This is a genomic window from Streptosporangium sp. NPDC002721 (genome assembly GCF_042888905.1).
GTDB lineage: Bacteria > Actinomycetota > Actinomycetes > Streptosporangiales > Streptosporangiaceae > Streptosporangium.
This window is the reverse complement of record NZ_JBIAQI010000018.1, coordinates 186027-204202: the sequence shown is the minus strand read 5'-3', so window position 1 is coordinate 204202 and position 18176 is coordinate 186027. Positions and strand designations below refer to the sequence as shown.

The following is an 18176-nucleotide window of genomic DNA, read 5'->3' as shown; positions in this document are numbered from 1 at the left end:
CCCTCGGCGCCCGCTCCCGGCCGGATCCCCGCCACCGGCGAAAGGACAATAGCCACAGCAAAAACAATTGCCGCAAACTCAGTAAAGAGAATTAATGTCAGTTAAGTGGCAGCTAGAATGGATTTCATGATTGAAGTAGACGGCCAATCAATGCGGTTGGCGACTGGCCGGTGGAAGGACTTCGACCCGGAAACCGGCGTCCCCATCCGCATCACCGTCGGCCACCCACGATTTATCCGCTACCCGTACGAAAGGGCAATGTCTCTCGCCCCCCACGAACTGTTCGCACCCCCCTATAAGGACATCAACGACATCCCCACCGAACGGTGGGTCTACACCAAGCGGCTCGTCGCCCACCAGGCCGACATCCTGAGGGAACTCACCGCAATCGCCGCCAAGCACCCCGGCAAGACCGGCGTTCTCCTCTGCTACGAAAACGTCAACGCAGGGGAGACGTGCCACCGCCGCTGGGCCGCTGAATGGTTCCGCGACAACTACGGCTGGGACGTACCGGAAATCCAATCACGGCCCGATTCAACGAAACCGCGGGAGCCGTCAGGGCCAGCACAACTGCTAGCATTCTGACGCTGCAACTGCACCGCAGATAGCTCAGTGGATAGAGCACCGCCCTTCGGCGTAAGCCGGAGATCTAAGGCGAAGGTCGAAGGTTCGAATCCTTCTCTGCGGTCTACGCACAACGGGAGGAAATCTCATGCCAGGATTCGCCGCCCCCGGAGTGCTCTTCGCGGGTAACTCCGCCGCCCCCGACAGGGCGTTCTACCGGTGCGTGTTCAACGCCCTCCCCAAGGACCACTACACCCGCTACGTCGAGGTCGGCGTCGGCTCGTTCGCCGCGACGCTCGTCGCCGCCAACGCCGGCATCTCCCCGCACGCCATGGAAAGCAGCGACGTCACCCTCTACTCCTCCATCGTCGGCACCCTCCTGTCCGGAGGCGACCTGGAGACGCTCCGCATCACCCTGGACGGCGAACCCGTCGAACTGCCCGACGCCGACCCCGTCGCCCAGGCCGCGCACCTGCTGTACGTCCACTGGCTGGCCCGCATGCAGGCCAAACCCGAGGTCGACTACTGGCAGAGCCTCGTCATCGACCTCGTCGACCGCGCCGACGAACACCGCGCCCACCTGAGCCACTCACTGCAGGGCCTCGTCGACCGCCTGCCCGGCATCACGTTCCGCCCCCAGTGCATGTGGGACCACATCGCGCAGGTCGCCGACGACCCGGCAACGATCATCGTGGCTGCGCCCCCGACCTATAAGTGCTTGGAGCGCTCCGAGCGCATCCTGACGGCCGATCTCCAATGGGTTGCCTGCGGGGAGCTGAAGGTCGGTGACCGCATCCTTGCGTTCGACGAGGAGGCGGCTGGCCCGCGGCGGAACTGGCAATTCGCGACCATCACCCACTCCCAGCCAGCCATGAAGGAGTGCGTGCGGGTCACTCTCGGCAACGGCGATTCGGTGGTCTGCACAACCGATCACCCGTGGCTGGCGTCCACCGGCCCAGGCGCTACACGGCAGTGGATCCGCGCGGATGAGCTGCTGAAGGACAACGGGCGCGGCCCAGCCCGCAACGCCCGGTACGTGCTGCGAGCCATGGACACCTGGGAGCCGCAGCGGTCCTACGAAGCGGGCTGGCTGGCCGGCATGTTCGACGGCGAAGGGAGCCTCCGGCTCGGCAACGCCAACAAGCTCTCCATCACACAGGCCGACGGCCCGATCGCGGAGCTGATCCAGTCCCGGCTCACCGAATGCGGATTCAAGCCCGCCTCCTCCTCGATGCGCACCCTCGGCCCGCTCAGCCGCAAGCCGCTAGCCAACTACTACGTGACCGGCGGATTCGCCGAGATCTGCCGTGTCCTCGGCGAGCTACGCCCCGAGCGACTGATCGTCAAGTTCGGGCAGCAGGCCCTCAAGGAACGAGCCGTCCGCGTCCTGGAGCACGTCGAGGTCGTCTCCATCGAGCCGGTCGGACCCACGCCGGTGCAGTCCATCTCCACCAGCGCTCGCACGTACATCGGCCAGGGCTACCTGATGCACAACAGCGGCTTCGAGAAGTTCTTCGACACCGGCGGCCGCATCGAATGGGCCGAACCGCCGTACAGCATCTTCGACCCCGAGACCGACATGCAGCGCCTGGCCGACGACATGGAAGGCAAGGCCGCGCTGCTGATGTTCCTGCAGGAAGACCGCACCGGCCAGGCCGCCCACCCGCGCCCGGTGTTCGCCCACCCGCTTGGCCCCGGCTCCTGCGCCTACGTCATCTCCAACCGGCCCGACGAGATCTTCACCTACACCGGCGGCCCCAAGGTGGCGCTCGGCGCACCCCGCAGCTACCAGCCCGCCCCGCTGCCGATCATCCCGCCGGACCACGAGGTCACCGACACCTCAACGATCCAGCTGATCTCCGTCAAGGGCAGCGAATGCGACTACTACCGCAGCCTGTGGATGCACCGCCTGTCGGCCACCCCCGGCTCCTACAACCTGCTCGTCGCCCTCGACGGCTACGCCGCCGGCGTCATCGGCTACGGCGCCGAAACCATGACCCGGCCCTTCCCGCACGGCAAGAGCCGCTGGCAGTCCCACCTGCTGCTGCGGTTCGCGTTCGGCGCGCCCACCCTCAACTACCGGCTGACCCGCCTGATCACCATGCTCGCGCTACGCCGCGACACCGCCAAGCAGGTGTTCACCGGCCAGTCCAGCATTCTGCTCGCCGCCTCCCACGGCCTGGTCACCGTCGAGATGACCCGCCACCCCGAGGTCAAAGGACTGCGCGGCCTCATGACCCTGGAAAAGCGCGACAGCCACCCCGACGGATACAAGCTGTCCTACCGCGCCGACTGGACCAACGACAGCATCGACGACATCCGTACCCGCTTCCTCACCAAGGAGAAGACATGGCGAAAGGCACGCCGTCAGCCGACAGCCTGAAAATCGGCGAGGACCTGTGGGTCATGCACGTCGAGATCACCTCTCTGCGCGAGCAGGACATCAACGCGCAGGTGATGCAGCCCCGCCACTTCGAGCGGCTCACCGAGAACATCCGTCACCGCGGAGCGCTGGAAAGCCTGCCGTACTGCCACCAGCCCCGCGGCGAAGGCCCCATCGAGATCATCAGCGGACACCACCGCTGCCGCGCCGCCCGCGCCGCAGGCCACTCCCACATCTGGGCGCTGGTCGACCAGCGCCCCATGCGCCGCTCAGAGATCATCGCCAAGCAGATCGCCCACAACGAACTCCACGGCGAACCCGACCGCGACATCCTCGCCCACCTCATCGCAATGATCGACAACGTGGACGATCTGCTCGCCACCGGCCTCCCCGAAGACGCCCTGCCCACCGTCAACCCCGACGACACGAAGCTGTCCATCCCCCACGGCGAGTTCGACTGGCGCGTCGCCACCCTCATGTTCCTGCCCCACCAGATGACCGAGTTCAAGGACGCCGTCAAGGTCATCGACAACGCCACCGACCTCATCGGCGTCGCCGGCGCCGACCAGTTCGAAGCGTTCTCCGCCGCCGTCTATGAGTTCGGCCGCTGCCGCGACATCCGCAACTTCACCACCATGGTCGCCCTGCTGACCGACCTCGCCCGCCGCGAAGTCGAACTGGCCCGCCTCGAAAGTGAGGAAAGCGCCGACAGCGACACCGGCAGCGAACCCGTCCCCGCCGGCTGAACCCCCACCCCCACCCCCGGCACCACCCCCCGTTCAGACCGCCCCCAGCGCCGCCCAGCACCCCCCGGGGATACGCATCCGAACCGCTCGACCGGAGCCCACTGTTCCCGAGGAGGCACATGACCACGTTCCAGCTCGACCCCACCGTGCAGCCTTGGGACCGGCAGCCCGGCGAAACCGCGAAAAAACACGGACAGTTCATCACCTACCGTGACCTCGGGATCGTTCGCACGCTGACGAAAGCTGCGGAAAAACTGACACTGTCGTACGGCCACACCCGCAACCTCGCCACCACCTACCTGTGGCAGCAACGGGTCGCCGCCTGGGACGCGCACAACACGCAGCAGTACCAGGCCATGCTCGAACAGGAGCGGCGCCGAGCCGCCGAATCCGACGCGACGATCCTGCGCGCCATGACGGGTCTCGTCGGCCAGGCGCTGCCGAACATGCGGCCCGACACCATGACGTGGACCGAGTTCACCCGCCTGGCCGAGACCACCATGCGGCTGCGCCGCCAGCTGTTCGGCGACCCGACCAGCACGATCGCGATCACTGGGCCGGGTGGCGTCGACCCGATGGCTGCGCTGGTCACCCGTTTCTCCGAGCTGACACCTGAGCAGCGGCGGGTTGAGCTCGCAGCTCTGGCTGAACAGGTGGCGCGGCGCGTCGAGGCGGTCAGCGATTTCGACGACGAGTGACCGCCCTGGGGGTGGCGGCGGCTCCAGTACCATGTGCCGCATGCCGCTGGTCGTGGGCCGGGCCCTTCCACAGAGGGGCTACTTGTGTTCACGGTTGGTGCTGGCCTTGCCGACGAGGTAGTTGCGGTGCTGTGCCGACGGCCGCCCTATTTGATCGCACGCTGGCCGATGCCCCGTAGCGGCCATGATCGGCCTGCACGCTGCGCGCGGCCTGAAGTACCCGAGGGCAGCGTTCGCGCTTGAGCGGCCAAGATCTCACCGACCAGCTGGGTCACCTGGACGATATCGACCTGTACCGGCGGCTGGCCGCTGCGTCCCGCGCCACCAGCGGCGACCTGCTGCGTAACCCGGTCGCTCTGGCTCGTGGCCTGGACGCGCATTTCCGGATGCGGCCGCACCTGCGTGTGATCGGCGACGCGATCGCCGGCGTCGAGCGGGGAGACTACGACCGGTTGCTCATTGTGACCCCGCCGCAGGTGGGAAAATCCACGTCTGTTGCAGAATGGGGTCCTTTTTGGTGGTTGTGCCTGCACCCGAAAGACCGGATCGCCGTGGCGTCCTACAGCGACGACCTAGCGATCCGCCGAGGCAAAATCATTCGGGACCTGGTCGAGGCACACGGCACCGAATACGACCTGGTCCTCAAAGCTGGTTCAGGTGCTGCGAAGGACTGGGACCTTGCCACCGGCGGGGGAGTCCGCTCCGTAGGTGTGGGGGCCGGACTTACCGGATTCTCAGTTAACTGTGTGGCCGGTGATGTACACATAAAGACGCGAGAGGGTTCCATGCCCGTCGGCGTCTACGTGGAGTCCGGCTGCACCGACCAGGTGCTCGCCTACGACCACGCCCAAGGCCGGCCAGTGTGGGCCCCTGTCGTTGCCACCAACAGCAGCGAGGGGGAGATCCTTGAGGTTGTCACCCGAAGTGGCCGTGTCGTCCGATGCACCCCCGAGCACCGCTTTTACGTCCCCGGCCGCGGCTACGTCGAGGCGGCCGAACTCCGCCCCGGCGACCCGCTTCTCACAGCCGACTGGCATGATCTCGTTGACCTGCGAGCAGTGCGGGACCACCTTCGAACGGCACTCGGCGGAGATCGCTCGCGCCCAGCGGCAGGGACGATCGGGGACCTTCTGCAGTCGCGGCTGCAGCAACCAAGCGCGCAGAGCCCAGCGGGCTTGCCTCACCTGCAAGGGGCCGGGCGTCGCCAAGGGGGCTACCTACTGTTCGCAGGACTGTCGGCGCGCCGCCTTCCTGGTGACACTGACCTGCGAGCAGTGCGGCAAGCCGTACCGCATCCCGCGCTGCGACCACGACAAGCGGCTCCGCAACGGGCAGAAAAACTGGACCTGTTCCCGGGCCTGCTGGGCGGAGATGCGCGCCTCGTTCCACCGCAAGCCGTGCCGGCAGTGCGGCAAGCCGCTGCACCGCTCGCAGTGGATGCGCTACTGCTCCGCCGAGTGCAAGAAGGCGTACGGCAAGCCGGGGAAGCGGAAGCTGACGGAGACCGGCTGCCAGGAGTGCGGCGTGGTGTTCCGTCCCAGGAGCAGCCGCACGAAGTACTGTTCGCGGGCCTGCGCGAACGGGGCCCACGCCAGCCGGATGATCGGCGCGGGCAACTCCCGATACAAGGACGGCACCTCGTACGCGACCTGCTTCCGAGCGATGCGGCCACTGGTCCTCGAACGGGATCAGCGCTGCTGCGTGGCGTGCAAGACGCCCGAGACGTTCTACAGCTTCATCCGCAGAGGGAAGACCGAGCAGCGAAGCACGTTCCACGTCCACCACATCAACGAGGATCCAGCGGACAACCGGCCGGAGAACCTGGTCAGCCTCTGCAAGACGTGCCACGCCGTGCACCACAAGTCGAATATGACGCCGTGGCCGTGGTTCGCCACGTACGCGGCGAACGCGTCAGCGTCTATGACCTTCAGGTGGAAGGCACGAGCAACTTCTTTGCTGGCTCGGTACTCGTCCACAACTGCCTGATTGTCGATGACCCGCACAAAGACCGTGCGGACGCCGAGTCCACACGCATGCGGCAGGCCGTCCACGACTGGTACTCCAGCACCGCGCTCAAGCGGCTGCAGCCCGACCGCAACGCCGTAGTGATCATCCTGACGAGGTGGCATCCGGACGACCTGGCTGGCCGGCGCCTCGCCGAGGAGGGGCGTCTGGAGGAAGGCGGCCGGTGGAAGGTCGTGCACCTGCCGGCGATCGCCGACCCGAAGTTCGGTATCGACCCGCTCGGCAGGCAGCCCGGAGACCCGCTGCCCCACCCGAAGATCCGCACCCGGGACCGGGCGGCACTGCTGGCCTGGTGGCACGACATGAAACGCACGTCGATCGTGCGGGACTGGCACGCGCTCGGCCAAGGCGACCCGCAGCCATCGGAGGGCGCCCTGGTGTCGGCGGAGCTGCTGCGGCAGCTTCGCGACCGGGGGGAAGGTGCCGAACCGCAGAAGATCGCCGTCGCGGTCGACCCGTCCGGCGGCGGCCGCGACACCGCCGGCGTCGTCGGAGGGTTCCTCGGCGACGACAACCGGGTGTGGATCACCCACGACTGGTCGGGGGTCATGTCGTCGGCGGAGTGGTCGACGGCGGCGTGCCGGCTGGCGCACGAGACGAACGCGGCGATCATCTACGTGGAGACCAACTACGGCGGCGACATGTGCGAGCTGGCCATCAACACCTCCTGGGAAACGTTGCAGCGCGACGGCGAGATCCCGCTGAAGAAGCTGAAGCCGATGGTGCAGACGGTCCGCGCCAAGCAGGGCAAGCTGCTGCGGGCCGAACCGATCGCCCAGCAGATGATTCAGGACCGGGTGCGGCTGCGTGGCGTATTCCCTGACCTCGAACACGAGTGGTCGCACTGGATGCCCACCGACCCGATGTCGCCGGGCCGTATCGACGCGTCGGTGTACCTGGTGTACGGCCTGCTGCCCGAAGCGGGTGGCGCCGCCGTCGTTCACGCGCCGCTCGCCCAGCGCCCCAACCCGGCCGGGCCGGGGGCGGCGATCAGTTACACGCGGAGCTTCGGGTCCGGCGGCCGGTGAACGACCGGGACGGCGCGGCGGGTGAGGCGCTGGCCCGCGGGGGTGAGGCCGTGGCCGGGCGGTGAGCCTGTCGGTGGGCGGGTGCGAGGCGGTGAAAATTCGGGCACTTTCTTACCTAACCCCTCTACTATCTGAATCATAGTATTATATGATAAAGATATAAGAAAAAGCCTTTCCGCCACCTCCGAAAGGACGTCGCCATGACCGCCACCACCACCTTCGAGATCATCGCCGAGGGCTCCACGGTCACCGTCGACATCCCCACCGCCGAGGCGGGCGGCCTCGCCGCGATCCTCCTCACCAACGGCGTCGCCTTCCAGGTGGCCTAACCGGCAGCCAGGGCCGGCTCTCAAGCACAGACCAGAAAATCACCGACACCACCGGAGGCCACCATGGGCGAGATCAGCGACTGCACCAATGTCATGGCCCGCGTCGACCAGCTCTCGACGAGACCGGTACCACCCCCCGACGAGCAGGAGTTCATCGAAAGCCTCGTGCTCGGAGGCCGCGGCGAGCCCGAGATCCTCCTGTCCCTGCTCGCCAAGGCCCGTCAGTCGGGAGAGATCACCGAAGCCCGCAGCGCCTGGTAGGCGCCGACCCGGAAGCCCTGCCCCCGAGGCGGGGCTTCCGCGTGCCGACGCCTACCGGTGTCCAGCTCAGGGGAGCGGCTACGTCCACACGAAGGTCAGGCACTCTTGATCGATCAGACCGTCCTCTTGGCCCGCCGCCGGGGTGACGCACACTCGATCGAGCAGCGTGCCGATCATCGCCTGCCGGTCAGGGAAGGAAGCCGACTCCCACCAGCTCGCTAGCGTACCCGGCGTCACCTGCGCCAGGTCCGCGACGCCCAGCTCGCCCGCCCGCTCCAGTACGCACGGCGTAGCCAGCATGGCCAGCGCCTGGCAGGCGACGTGCGTCTCGAACGGACCAGCCGCGACCCGAACAGCCCCGCAGCCGCCACGCGACGCATCGCACACGTAGTGGCGAGCCCCGGCCCGGGCCTCGCCCGTCAGCGTCGTCCCGCACGCCCCGCACATCGAAAAGCCCGAGTCGAGCACGAAAAACGGGGCGCCGACCGCCGACGGCTCCGCGCTCACCTCGGCGTCGACCAGGCGAAGACGCGGCACCTGGCCGCTCCGCGCATGACCCATCGTGATCACCTCTCTACCGGGGGATTCGTCGCATTCAGCGTAGGCAGCGCCAATCCCAGGCGACGGACGATCTGCAGAGCGGCACGACCGGTTGCGGCCACATGCAGAAGACCTGAGCACGGCGCCGAGTGTCAACAATCGTCAAAGCACGGCGCCGGGTGAACCGCACCGGGTTTCATGGAGACTCTGGCCTGCCCTGGGTTCGGTGGAGTCGCGTTTTTGGATTGTCATGCCACGATGGTCGTGTTTTCGTACTCTGTGGTGCTGCGGCGGGCAGGGAAACCCGGTGATGGCCTTCCTCGACCGGACCTGCGCGAGACATACGACTCCTCCGGCAGACCGGCTCTTCATGGCCGGCCTGCCGGAGGAGTACGTTCTCAGGACGTGGAGCAGGTGTAGGCGCCCGGGACGGAGGTGTCGCCGTCGGGGCGGCTGACCTGGAAGCCGAAGCTGGTCGTGGCGCCCGCGGCGAGGGTGCCGTTGTAGCTCGCGTTCTTGGCGGTCACGGTCTGGCCGCTGGTGGTCAGCGTGGCGTTCCACGAGCCGGTGACGGAGTGCCCGCTGGGCAGGGTGAAGGTGACCGTCCAGCCGCTGATGGACGAGGATCCGCCGTTGGTGACGGTGACCGGCTGGACGACGTATCCGTTGTGCCACTGGTTCTGCGCGGTGCCGGTGGCCGAGCACCCTCCGCCGGTACCGCCGGTGGTGGTGAAGGTGACGCTGGAGGAGGCGCTGGAGAGGTTGCCGGCGCCGTCCCTGGCGCGGACGTAGACCTCGTACTGGGTGGAGGCGCTGAGTCCGGTGAGGGTGGCGGAGTTGGTGGTGGTCTGGGTGAGGAGGGTGTCGGTGCTGCCCTGTTCGCGGTAGACGTTGTATCCGGCCAGGCCGGAGCCGCCGGAGTCGGTGGAGGCCGACCAGTTCAGCGTGGCGCCGCTGGAGGAGACGCTCGACGCGGTGGGCGTCCCCGGCGTCGTGGGCGCCGTGGTGTCACTCGTTCCGCCGGTGGTGGTGAAGGTGACGCTGGAGGAGGCGCTGGAGAGGTTGCCGGCGCCGTCCCTGGCGCGGACGTAGACCTCGTACTGGGTGGAGGCGCTGAGTCCGGTGAGGGTGGCGGAGTTGGTGGTGGTCTGGGTGAGGAGGGTGTCGGTGCTGCCCTGTTCGCGGTAGACGTTGTATCCGGCCAGGCCGGAGCCGCCGGAGTCGGTGGAGGCCGACCAGTTCAGCGTGGCGCCGCTGGAGGAGACGCTCGACGCGGTGGGCGTCCCCGGCGTTGTGGGCGCCGTGGTGTCGTTGCTCGTCCCGCCGAAGTACGTCGCCTCGCGGGAGGTCTGCACCACACCGTTGGAGCCGTTGAAGAAGCGCTGGCCCCAGTTCGTCAGGCTGCTCGCGCTGAAGTTGTTCACCATGTCGAGGTACTCGACCCCGCCGCCGTTGCCGCTCCACGACCAGCCGATGTAGCCGATGCCGCGCGACTGCGCCTGCGCCATGATCGTGTCCTCGTCGGGGTTGCCGTCGGAGTGGTCGTACCCGAACTCCCCGATCACCAGCGGCAGGCCGGCGGACTGGAACGCGCTCAGGTAGCTGTTGATCTCCGAGGAGGTGTCGAAGACGCCGTACATGTGGACGGAGAACACCGTGTTGCGCTGCGAGTCGGCGGCGAAGACGGAGGCCGCGTTGTCGCGCATGGTGAAGCTCCAGTCCTGCCCCCAGTTGGGCGCGTCCACCATGAGCAGGTGCTGGAAGCCCAGCCCGCGCATCCGGCTGATCGCGCTCTTGGTCGCGCTCGTCCAGCCGGAGACGGAGTTGTTGCCGTAGGGCTCGTTGCCGATGTTGATGACGATGTAGTCCTCGTGGCCGACGAGCGCGCTCTTGACGCTGCTCCAGTAGTCCACGGCCTGGTCGAGGGAGTAGGCGCCGCTCTGCTCGCCGTATCCGGTGGTGTCGTGGTTCTCCAGGACGCAGACCAGCTTGTTCGTCTTGCAGAGCGAGACGATGTTGGCCACGTCGGAGGTTCCGTTCGCCGTCCACCTGCCGCCGCTCAGGACCACTCGGACCGTGTTGCCCTTCAGGGATTTGATGCCGGCGAAGGAGCTCGTCTGGCTGGTGTACCAGGTGTGCGCGTGGCTGGCGCCTCGCATCACGAACGTGTTCCCGTTGGCTTCGACGATCTTGGTGCCGCTCACCCGGAGCCCGACCGCGGCGTGCGCGGGGGAGGCGGCGACCAACATCGAGACGAGGAGTGACAGAATCGCCACTCCCACGAGCCCGAGTCGCTTGCTCATGGGTTTCCTTTCTCACAGATTAAAATCAAATACAGGTGGCGTACGGTGCCCAGCCTCATGGAGCGCGGCTCGGGGGTTTTCTCTGGACGGTTCTGACGGTGGGAGGAGGCGCGCTGTCAGGCGGTGTCACCGTCGGCCCACCTCGAAAGCAGGCCTTCCGCTTACGTCCAGGAGCAGGGCCGTGGAGGCTGAAGCGGTGCGTCTCACACGCAACCTCCTTCGAAGGGGATCCGGTTGATCTGACAATCGTGGGCATGGCGAAGCCAGGAACGGTGCTGAATTTCATCGAGAATCGATCAGCGGGTGACTCAATCGCCAAGTCGCTTGAGCGGCCTCGCGGTCGACGTGGGCTTCGTCAACGAAGAACAAGGCGCCGGGCCATCGGCTAAGGGCATGCGGGTGAGTGTTGTGCCTGTTCGACGGCGCGCGAATAGAAGCCTTGCGATACCTGAACTTCTCCGATCGGCCGTCGACCATCAATAGGTTGGATGCTGGGCCCCTCCCCTCTCATTGGGATGACGTCTTCGGGCCGAGAATCCTCATGACAGCACTTAAGCGTTTAAGTGTCAACGACGCTTCGTGTACGTTTCGCACGTGTTGCCCGTGGCTCGTTCCGCACCATTTGTCCACGTTCTGGACTAATTGGCGACACGCGTATGTCCGGGGTGAAAGTTTCCTCGTCCTTGCGTGCGTCGGTGGGCTCGAAGGTTAACCACAGGAGACCTCGACCACCGCCTTGAGTATCCCAGCTGGAGATAACTTCCCCCTTTCACCAGCCAGGAGGCGCCGATAACAGGCGCCGTGAACCTGCGATCGGGGTGTGGCACCTCCCGGTGTCACGGCGGGCGATCTAATTCGGCTGGTCGACTACCTTGACTTAAACGGTTAAGTAAACTTGGCTCATCGAAACCACGCGAATGACCTGCGGTTTCAGGGTGCTCGGCTTCGCTCCGGTGCCCAAGAAGGAGACAAGAGCATGACTTTGCGACAACGACGCCTGGCGATCCTCGGGAGTGCGGTAGGGGTCCTCTGCCTGGCGGCGGGCCTCGTCACGGCACCGGCCTCCGCGGCGGCGGGCTGCCAGGTCACCTACTCGGTGACCTCCCAGTGGAACGACGGGTTCGGCGCGAACATCGCGATCACCAATTTGGGCGATCCGCTCACCGGCTGGCAGCTTAAATGGTCATTTCCGGCGGGACAGGCCGTGACGCAGGGCTGGAACGCGACCTTCTCCCAGAGCAGCGGCGCGGTGACCGCCGCGAACGCCCCCTACAACGGCGACCTGGCGACCGGTGCCACCACCACGATCGGCTTCAACGGGAGCTGGAGCGGATCCAACCCCGCGCCCACCTCCTTCACCCTGAACGGGGTCGCGTGCACAGGCTCGGTCACCGGCTCGCCGTCACCGAGCCCGACCTCCACCCCAACCCCCACTCCGACCCCGACGCCCACTCCGACCACCTCACCTCCGCCGCCCGACACCACCGGCCTCGTCGGCTGGGCGACCCAGGGAGGCGGCACGACCGGCGGCGGCAACGCGGCCACCACCACGGTGACGAACTCCTCGGCCCTGACCAGTGCGGCCTCAGGGACGGGCGCGGCCGTGATCCGGGTGTCGGGCACGATCTCCTGCTCGGGCATGCTGAGGATCGGCTCCAACAAGACGATCATCGGTAATTCCGGCGCGGCGATCGTCGGCTGCGGCCTGAACGTCTCCGGCGCCTCCAACGTGATCATCCGGAACCTGACCTTCAGGAACTGGGACGACGACGCGATCAACGTCCAGTACTCGACCCGGGTCTGGATCGACCACAACACGCTGTCCAACGGCTACGACGGCGCCATCGACATCAAGCGCGCCAGCGACTACGTCACCGTGTCGTGGAACCACCTGTATGACCACGACAAGGCCATGCTGCTCGGGCACAGCGACGACAACGGCTCCGAGGACAGTGGTCACCTGCGCGTGACCTACCACCACAACCGGCTCGACGGCATCACCCAGCGCGGCCCCCGGGTGCGCTTCGGCAATCCGGTGCACGTCTACAACAACTACTACCTTGATGTCAGCGGATACGGCGTCGCCTCCACCGAAGGCGCCGGCGTGCTGGTCGAGGGCAACTACTTCGAGAACGTCGACGACCCTTACCACCTGGGCGAGGCCTCGTCCGGTCCCGGCACCCTGGTGGCCCGCAACAACTACCTGACCGGCTCCGGCAGCGGGCAGCAGGGCGGTTCGGTGGCCTCCATCCCGTATTCCTACAGCCTTGACGGAGCGTCCTCCGTCAAGTCCATCGTCATCTCCGGCGCGGGAGCGGGAAAGATCAGTCTCTGAACGGCCATGGAGCCGATTCTCAGGGTCGTCATGCCCGCCCCGACCGGTTTCCTTACTCCAAGAGGTTGAATCGAAGAAGTGCCTGCCCGAGGACGAAAAAAGAAGAAACTGAACATCGCTCAATGTCTTGACGCCCTCAATGGCACTCCTTAGCCTTCTCCCACCGATATCGGGAGAGGGCCGGTCGCCGACGAATACCAATATGGCACTCGACCGAATATTTTAGTCGAGTGCCATATTGGCGTGCGCCTCGACGGCGATGTGGTGGCGCAAAGGAGTGGGTTTGAACAGGCCATTCGGCTGCGGTGGACGTCGCCGGCATGGCGGTCGGCTCACCAAGCCCATCACCCCGGTGAACCGCACGCCGGTGACCCCCGGGAAATACGAGAAGTACGCGCCGGGTTTTGTGTGGCGCCCATGCGAGGCGAACTGTGATGACCGGTGGTGGTCGGAGGTGAATGACCTGAAGGTCCGCTTCTCGGGTCTCCGGTCGGGGCGGTGGCCCATGACGGTCAGTCAGAAGAACGTGCTGGAGTGGATCAGCCCGGACCTGCCGGGCCCGGCCGACATCCTGTCGACGATGGTGCGCGTGCCCCGGGGAAGCACCATGGACGCGGTCGGTACGGCCCTGGGCGCGCTGATCGGCCGCCAGGAGGCGCTGCGGACCCTTGTGCGGGACGGCGAGCAGTTCGTGCACGCGTCGGGAACGCTCGTCGCCGAGGTGGTCGAGGCCGAGTCCGCGGGCGCCGGCCAGGGCTGGTTCCCGCCCGGCCGGGCCTTCGATCCCGCCGCCGACCTCCCGATCAGGGCGAGGGTGATGACCCGGTCGGGGTCTCCATGCTTAGTCGTCCTGCACGTGTCGCACGTGGCGGCCGACTTGTCGGCGATGACGATCCTGCGCGCCGAACTCGCCGCCCTGCTGGCGGGCCGGCCGCTTCCCGTCGCCGCGTACCATCCCGCCGACCAGGCCACCTACGAACGTACCCCGGCCGGGCGGCGCCGGCTGGAGGGCTCGGTCAGGTACTGGGCCCGCCAGGTGGCCGAGAAGCCGCTGTGCGCGCTCGGCCTGCCCACCCGGTTTCCCGGCGCCCGCGGCCATCATCACGTCCTGCTGGGCTCCCGGCCCGCCGCGGAGGCACTGGCCCACATCGTGGCGAACACGGGCGCGCGGCCGGCGGCGGTCGTGATGGCCGCGTTCGCGGCGCTTTTGACGAACTGGACCGGAGACCCGGAGTGCCAGCTGCACTGCCTGTGCAACAACCGCTTCTCCCCGGAGCTGCGCGACTACGTCGGCACGGTGGCGCAGGAGACGATCATCCCGTTCACCGCGTCGTCCTCGTTCCTGCGGTCGGTCTCCCAGACGAACGCCGCGGCCCTGGCGGCCTACAGGTACGGCCGCTATGACTCGGTACGGCTGTTCGAGGCGAAGGATTCGGTGGAGCGGGCCCGCGGCATGCGCTGTCACCGGGACGTGGTCGTCAACAACACGACCGGCCACGCGCGGGTGATCCTGCCGAGGGCCGGTGTGGAACCCGGCGCGGGCGACCGCGCATTCGACGCTCCCGCGGAGCTCGACATCTACCGGCTGGACGGCACGCTCGGCTGCGGGCTCGGCCTCGACGCCCGCCTGGCCACCGCCGACGAGACCGCCGCCCTCCTCGGCGGGGTCGAGCGGCTCATCGTCGCAGCAGCAGCAGCAGCGGCAGCCGACGGCGGTGACGGCGACGTCGATCCGGCTGGCTTCGGCATCCCCCCGGCGCAGCGAGGGCCGGGCTGGGTGCGTATCCGCTCGTGCTGGGTCGATCTCGCCGGTGTCCAGGCCGCGGCGGACCTCGCCCTCGGCCCCGGCGCCGCGCGGATCGAGGTCGCCGGCGACGAGCTCGTCGCCCGGGTCGGGCACGACACCGACGTCTCCGCGGCCGCCGGGGCGGTGGTCGACACGGTCCTGCGCGAAGGACGCCACGGCGTGGTCGCACCCAGCCATTACGTGCGCGCCGCCGACTGGGAACGATCGGCACGCTGACCTGAGCCTCCCGGTTGGGAGCTCTTCGAGAGCGGGGCACGCTGTGTGGTGGCTGTCACGGGCAGGTGGCCGAGCGTTCACCGAGGGGGCGAACCCGGTGCTTTCCGTCCTCGGGCACGATACGCATGCCCGGCTTTCACCCGCCGAAGCGCATCCGCTCACTAAACGGTGTCAACCCTAGCAAAACCGAGTAAGTTGGCGTTAGCTTGGGACTCGCGTCACCTCGGTGTAACGAGCGTGAAACGCGGATAGCTGATCTACCTGCATGTTTTGGGTAGTTCCGTGGCGAAGTGTGTCGATTCGTTGCGATGAGTGATAAAAACTATGACGGTGAGTAATGGCAGAAGATCGATAGGTGACAGCTCTCCGCTTCCATGGAGATCGTTACTGAACCGAGAAAGTACGCCGAACCGGAGGTGCACGTGAAGCGACCCACGATCTCCGACATCGCCACAGAGGCGGGTGTCTCCAAGGGGGCCGTCTCGTACGCGCTGAACGGCCGGTCGGGCGTGTCCGAGGAGACTCGGCAGCGGATACTCGCGATCGCGGAACAGCTGGGATACCAGGCCAGTGTGGCCGCCAGGGCGTTGGCCGGAGCGCGCGCGAGGGTCATCGGCATGGCGTTGCCGCGTCCGCCCACCACGTTGGGCATCGAACCGTTCTATATGGAGCTGATCAGCGGACTGGAAGCCGAACTCTCCTTGCACGGATACGGCCTGCTTCTTCAGATGGTGGCAGACGAGTCCGAGGAGATCACCTGCTACCGGAGCTGGTGGCGAGAGAGTCGCGTAGGCGGCGTTCTGGTGTGTGACCTGCGAGTACGCGACCGCCGGGTCAAGGCCCTGAGTGAAGTGGGACTTCCCGCCGTCGCGATCGGACCGCCAAGTGCGGCGGGATCGCTCGCGAGCATATGGTCCGACGACGGTGTCTCCATGGTCGAAGCCGTGGAATACCTGGCCGCGTTAGGGCACCGGCGGATAGCCCGCATCGGGGGGATACCTCAGCTCGCGCACACTGCTATTCGAAGCGACACGTTTCTGGCGGTCGGCCGCCGTCTGGGCCTGACCGCCACCATCGCTTCCACGGACTACTCGGCCGAGGACGGAGCGCGGGCGACGATCCGTCTCATGGGACTGGCCGCACCGCCCACCGCACTGATCTACGACAACGACATCATGGCGATCGCCGGTCTTACGGCCATTCAGGAGGCCGGCCTGTCGGTTCCCGGCGATGTGTCGATCGTCGCGTGGGACGACTCGCCCATCTGCCCGCTGCTCGACCCGCCGCTGACCGCACTGACCCGCGACATCGGCGCGTACGGCATGCACGCGGCCCGGCTGCTGCTGACCGCGGTACGGGGCGCCGGAGTCCAGGACGTGCACGATGAGCCCGCGCTCCTGACGCCGCGCGGCAGTACCGCGCCACCGCGGGTGAGCGGCGAAACAACCGTGTAACGGTTCGACATCGTCCGCCCCTCGGACTTTACTTACCGTATTTTAGTGAGCACCATTTCGCTCACTTGGGCTAAAGCGCTTTATAAACGGCGCCAGTCGGCACACCCGAGTGCCCGTTGATCCCCCAAGGACGGAGTCATGGATATGCGCAGTAAGGTCTTGAGCGGCGTTGCGCTGGCCTCGATGCTGCTCGCCGCGGCCTGCGGCGGCGGCACGCCCGCGCCATCAGGTGCTTCAGCACCCCCCGCGTCCGCGGCGTCGGCCGACCCCGCCAAGGTCACCGGCGCCGTCACGGTCCTCACGAACCGGACGGACCTCGTGACCGACGGCACGATGAAGAAGTACGCCGCCGAATTCAATAAGACGTACCCCGATGTAACGGTGAAGTTCGAAGGCGTCACCGACTACGAAGGCGAAGTCAAGATCCGCATGAACACCGAGAACTACGGTGACGTGCTCTTGATTCCCAATACGATCGGTAAGGACGATTACCCCAAGTTCTTCGAACCGCTCGGAAGCGTGACCGATCTGGAAGACAAGTACGTCTACACCAGCAAGAGCCACGTCGGGGGTAACGTCTACGGCATCCCCGCCTTCTCGTCCGTCAACGGCTTCGTCTACAACAAGGACGTCTGGAAGAAGGCCGGGATCACCGACTGGCCCACCACGCCGGATGAGTTCCTCGCCGATCTGCAGGCGGTCAAGGACAAGGGCGGCGCCATCCCCTACTACACCAACTACAAGGACGGATGGCCGCTGACGGCGTGGACCAGCGTTCTCGGTTCACCCTCATGCGACGCCAAGGCGACCGACAAGCTCGCCACCTCGCTGGAGCCGTGGAAGGCGGGCGGTGACCTCAACATCGCTGACACGCTGCTCTACAACATCGTGAATCGGAAACTGTCGGAGCCCGACCCCACGACCACCAACTGGGAGGACTCCAAGAGCCAGCTCGCCACCGGCAAGATCGCGAGTATGTGGCTGGGCTCGTGGGCCATCGTGCAGATGCAGAAAGCCGCCAAGGACGCGGGCCTCGACTCCTCGGTGATCGGGTACATGCCCTTCCCGGCTCAGAGCGGCGGCAAGTTCTGCACCATGGTGACGCCCGACTACCTCTACGCCGTCAACGTCCACTCCCAGAACAAGCCCGCCGCGCGGGCCTGGCTCGAGTGGATGGTGCAGAAGTCCGGTTTCTCCGAGACCAACCAGGCGATATCCAGTGTCGCCGGAGCTCCGCTCCCCAGCGCGCTGCAGCCTTACAAGGACGCCGGTGTCGAGTTCGTCGAGCTCTCGCAGGCCGAGACCGGCAAGTTCAACAAGATCGACAACGAGTCGGAGGTCGGCCTGAACAAGCAGGACTACCGGCAGAAACTGATCGACATCGCGCGCGGCGCCGGATCCGGTGACCTGAACGGGCTGTTCTCCGAGCTGACGACCAAGTGGGCCGACACCGTCAAGCTGAGTGGCTGAGCGGCTCCTCTCCCGTC

General features: G+C 66.7%; 13 protein-coding genes, 1 tRNA gene and 1 pseudogene. 13 read left to right on the top strand and 2 right to left on the bottom strand.

Annotated elements, in window-relative coordinates; genetic code table 11:
• Nucleotides 1-126: 126 nt before the first annotated feature.
• The 9 genes and pseudogenes from ACFYWM_RS26105 to ACFYWM_RS26065 all read left to right on the top strand — a co-directional run bounded on the left by ACFYWM_RS26105 (nt 127) and on the right by ACFYWM_RS26065 (nt 8034).
• Complete coding sequence (locus ACFYWM_RS26105) at nt 127-585, top strand: hypothetical protein (protein WP_389918257.1); 459 nt, start codon at nt 127-129, stop codon at nt 583-585.
• Between the two features lie 13 nt (nt 586-598).
• Nucleotides 599-688: transfer RNA gene (locus tag ACFYWM_RS26100), tRNA-OTHER, on the top strand.
• Nucleotides 689-712: 24 nt separating this feature from the next.
• Nucleotides 713-2947, top strand: a complete 2235-nt coding sequence (locus tag ACFYWM_RS26095) for a Hint domain-containing protein (RefSeq protein WP_389918256.1) — start codon at nt 713-715, stop codon at nt 2945-2947.
• Complete coding sequence (locus ACFYWM_RS26090; protein WP_389918254.1) at nt 2914-3693, top strand: ParB N-terminal domain-containing protein; 780 nt, start codon at nt 2914-2916, stop codon at nt 3691-3693. The genes ACFYWM_RS26095 and ACFYWM_RS26090 overlap by 34 nt, the downstream gene beginning before the upstream one ends.
• A gap of 119 nt (nt 3694-3812) precedes the next feature.
• Complete coding sequence (locus ACFYWM_RS26085; RefSeq protein WP_389918252.1) at nt 3813-4391, top strand: hypothetical protein; 579 nt, start codon at nt 3813-3815, stop codon at nt 4389-4391.
• 386 nt (nt 4392-4777) lie between these two features.
• Nucleotides 4778-6343 (top strand): annotated as a pseudogene (locus ACFYWM_RS26080) (hypothetical protein); the annotation flags it as partial.
• 81 nt (nt 6344-6424) lie between these two features.
• The gene (locus ACFYWM_RS26075) at nt 6425-7444 is read left to right on the top strand and encodes a hypothetical protein (RefSeq protein WP_389918358.1); all 1020 of its coding nucleotides are present in this window, start codon (nt 6425-6427) and stop codon (nt 7442-7444) included.
• A gap of 200 nt (nt 7445-7644) precedes the next feature.
• On the top strand, nt 7645-7773 hold the full coding sequence (locus tag ACFYWM_RS26070; RefSeq protein WP_389918250.1) for a hypothetical protein: 129 nt from the start codon (nt 7645-7647) through the stop codon (nt 7771-7773).
• 63 nt (nt 7774-7836) lie between these two features.
• Nucleotides 7837-8034, top strand: coding sequence for a hypothetical protein (locus ACFYWM_RS26065; RefSeq protein WP_389918248.1), 198 nt, complete (start codon nt 7837-7839; stop codon nt 8032-8034).
• Between the two features lie 78 nt (nt 8035-8112).
• Here the strand turns inward: ACFYWM_RS26065 and ACFYWM_RS26060 are convergent, their stop codons facing one another.
• Nucleotides 8113-8595, bottom strand: coding sequence for a hypothetical protein (locus tag ACFYWM_RS26060; protein ID WP_389918246.1), 483 nt, complete (start codon nt 8593-8595; stop codon nt 8113-8115).
• A 377-nt stretch (nt 8596-8972) separates the two neighbouring features.
• Entirely contained in the window at nt 8973-10877 is a 1905-nt protein-coding gene (locus tag ACFYWM_RS26055; protein ID WP_389918244.1) for a cellulase family glycosylhydrolase, read from the bottom strand.
• Nucleotides 10878-11853: 976 nt separating this feature from the next.
• Here ACFYWM_RS26055 and ACFYWM_RS26050 point away from each other — a divergent pair.
• The 4 genes from ACFYWM_RS26050 to ACFYWM_RS26035 all read left to right on the top strand — a co-directional run bounded on the left by ACFYWM_RS26050 (nt 11854) and on the right by ACFYWM_RS26035 (nt 18159).
• On the top strand, nt 11854-13212 hold the full coding sequence (locus ACFYWM_RS26050) for a cellulose binding domain-containing protein (RefSeq protein WP_389918242.1): 1359 nt from the start codon (nt 11854-11856) through the stop codon (nt 13210-13212).
• A gap of 505 nt (nt 13213-13717) precedes the next feature.
• A complete protein-coding gene (locus ACFYWM_RS26045) occupies nt 13718-15235 on the top strand; it encodes a condensation domain-containing protein (RefSeq protein WP_389918240.1) in 1518 nt (505 codons plus the stop codon).
• Nucleotides 15236-15609: 374 nt separating this feature from the next.
• A complete protein-coding gene (locus tag ACFYWM_RS26040) occupies nt 15610-16689 on the top strand; it encodes a LacI family DNA-binding transcriptional regulator (protein ID WP_389918239.1) in 1080 nt (359 codons plus the stop codon).
• Nucleotides 16690-16827: 138 nt separating this feature from the next.
• Complete coding sequence (locus tag ACFYWM_RS26035; RefSeq protein WP_389918237.1) at nt 16828-18159, top strand: extracellular solute-binding protein; 1332 nt, start codon at nt 16828-16830, stop codon at nt 18157-18159.
• The last annotated feature ends 17 nt before the right edge of the window (nt 18160-18176 follow it).

Bases quoted from the DNA above. Each gene is read 5' to 3' on its own strand.
- ACFYWM_RS26105 (WP_389918257.1), top strand. From the start codon at position 127: ATGATTGAAGTAGACGGCCAATCAATGCGGTTGGCGACTGGCCGGTGG.
- ACFYWM_RS26095 (WP_389918256.1), top strand. From the start codon at position 713: ATGCCAGGATTCGCCGCCCCCGGAGTGCTCTTCGCGGGTAACTCCGCC.
- ACFYWM_RS26090 (WP_389918254.1), top strand. From the start codon at position 2,914: ATGGCGAAAGGCACGCCGTCAGCCGACAGCCTGAAAATCGGCGAGGAC.
- ACFYWM_RS26085 (WP_389918252.1), top strand. From the start codon at position 3,813: ATGACCACGTTCCAGCTCGACCCCACCGTGCAGCCTTGGGACCGGCAG.
- ACFYWM_RS26075 (WP_389918358.1), top strand. From the start codon at position 6,425: ATGCGGCAGGCCGTCCACGACTGGTACTCCAGCACCGCGCTCAAGCGG.
- ACFYWM_RS26070 (WP_389918250.1), top strand. From the start codon at position 7,645: ATGACCGCCACCACCACCTTCGAGATCATCGCCGAGGGCTCCACGGTC.
- ACFYWM_RS26065 (WP_389918248.1), top strand. From the start codon at position 7,837: ATGGGCGAGATCAGCGACTGCACCAATGTCATGGCCCGCGTCGACCAG.
- ACFYWM_RS26060 (WP_389918246.1), bottom strand. From the start codon at position 8,595: ATGGGTCATGCGCGGAGCGGCCAGGTGCCGCGTCTTCGCCTGGTCGAC.
- ACFYWM_RS26055 (WP_389918244.1), bottom strand. From the start codon at position 10,877: ATGAGCAAGCGACTCGGGCTCGTGGGAGTGGCGATTCTGTCACTCCTC.
- ACFYWM_RS26050 (WP_389918242.1), top strand. From the start codon at position 11,854: ATGACTTTGCGACAACGACGCCTGGCGATCCTCGGGAGTGCGGTAGGG.
- ACFYWM_RS26045 (WP_389918240.1), top strand. From the start codon at position 13,718: ATGACGGTCAGTCAGAAGAACGTGCTGGAGTGGATCAGCCCGGACCTG.
- ACFYWM_RS26040 (WP_389918239.1), top strand. From the start codon at position 15,610: ATGGAGATCGTTACTGAACCGAGAAAGTACGCCGAACCGGAGGTGCAC.
- ACFYWM_RS26035 (WP_389918237.1), top strand. From the start codon at position 16,828: ATGGATATGCGCAGTAAGGTCTTGAGCGGCGTTGCGCTGGCCTCGATG.